This window comes from Ruegeria sp. AD11(2025) (assembly GCF_056542405.1).
Map to the genome: position 1 here is coordinate 1 of NZ_JBQFZU010000099.1, position 1,608 is coordinate 1,608.

2 protein-coding genes are annotated in these 1,608 nt (G+C 59.6%); both read right to left on the reverse strand.

Annotated elements, in window-relative coordinates:
• A partial coding sequence (locus tag ACR1XY_RS24465) for a putative Ig domain-containing protein (protein WP_480582048.1) occupies positions 1-507 on the reverse strand: 507 nt, incomplete at its 3' end.
• Between the two features lie 149 nt (positions 508-656).
• Positions 657-1,608 (reverse strand): calcium-binding protein (locus tag ACR1XY_RS24470; RefSeq protein ID WP_480597397.1); only part of this gene is annotated, 952 nt, incomplete at its 5' end.

Here is a 1,608-nt window from a genome sequence, read left to right on the forward strand (position 1 = left end):
TGCACCGCCATGCAGCCAGTCATTGCCCCCGCCGCCCTGCAGCGTGTCATCGCCATCACCACCATAGAGATAATCATCGCCCCCGCCACCAATGGCGAGGGCTGTAACGCTCGAGTAGAATTGCGAACTATTGGTGAATTCGTTGATGCTGAACGCGCTCGCGCCAACACTCCCATCAATCGCGGCTGGTGTATCGTCGACAGGCGTAATCTCAAGCGCAAAGGTGCTGCTTGCGCAAAGAGGTCCGTCGCTGGCCGTTACCATGACAATCAATGTCCCATGGACGTCCCGGGGCGGTATGCCCGAGAAACGCCCCGCAACCGCATCAAACACCAACCAGTCCGGCAGGGCCGTACCATCAACAAGCTTTGCGCTTAAGGTCAGCGCATCGCCATCCACATCCGTGAACGCATGCGCTGGCAGGACAAAGCTCACAGCCTCATCTTCCGCGGAAGACTGATCAGGCAACGCAATTGCCAAAATGGGTGTGTTGTTCATAACGGTCATTATGTTCTCCAATTCAAACTGTTGAGCATCAGGAGATTGATCGGCAGGCTGAGCAGGCCAACACCTGCGAGCGTAGAACGGAGTGCCTGAAGGCACTCCGCAACAAGCCCGTCCTGGGTGCGTGATTGCGACACCATGCGTTGTGGTCTTTACGCGTAAAACCGGAAGTCGTCGGAGGACAGGTCCGACACGACCACATTCTTCAGGACAATGCTGTTGTCCGTATCCAGCGTGATGGTCGTATCGGTGCCATCATCCGCCGCCTTGTTCAGCACTTCTGCATAGGAGGCCAGGTTGGGGACACCCCTGAACGCGATGACATCCAACGTCGCAATACCAGCCACAAAATCGGTTATGATATCCTCGCCAAAACCGGGATCAAAGACGAAGGCATCGTCTCCCGCACCCCCGGTCAGCGCGTCGTTGCCACCACCGCCTATCAGCCAATCATTACCGGCGCCGCCATGCAGCGCGTCGTCTCCGCCCAGACCCCACAGACTGTTATTGGCCTCATCCCCATACAGCAAATCTGCATGAGCGGATCCCGCGAGATTCTCGATCGACACAAAACTATCATCCGCTGCGTCACCCGTGTTGTCCCCCGCATCGCCCAGATCAACCGTCACGCCGGAGGCCGCATCCCAATACCCGGCCCCATCCTGGCCCGCGCCGCCATCCAGAACATCCGCACCTGCACCGCCATGCAGCCAGTCATTGCCCCCGCCGCCCTGCAGCGTGTCGTTACCCGCGCCGCCGTACAGATAATCATTGCCCCCGCCACCATGCAGCGCGTCGTCTCCGCCCAGACCCCACAGGCTGTTATTGGCCTCATCCCCATACAGCATGTCTGCATGGGCCGATCCCGCGAGATTCTCGATCGACACAAAACTATCGCCCGTCGCGTCACCCGTGTTGGCCGCGGCATTGCCCAGATCAACCGTCACGCCGGAGGCCGCATCCCAATACCCCGCCCCATCATTACCCGCGCCGCCATTCAGATCATCTGCACCTGCACCGCCATGCAGCCAGTCATTGCCCCCGCCGCCCTGCAGCGTGTCATCGCCATCACCACCATAGAGATAATCATCGCCCCCGCCACCA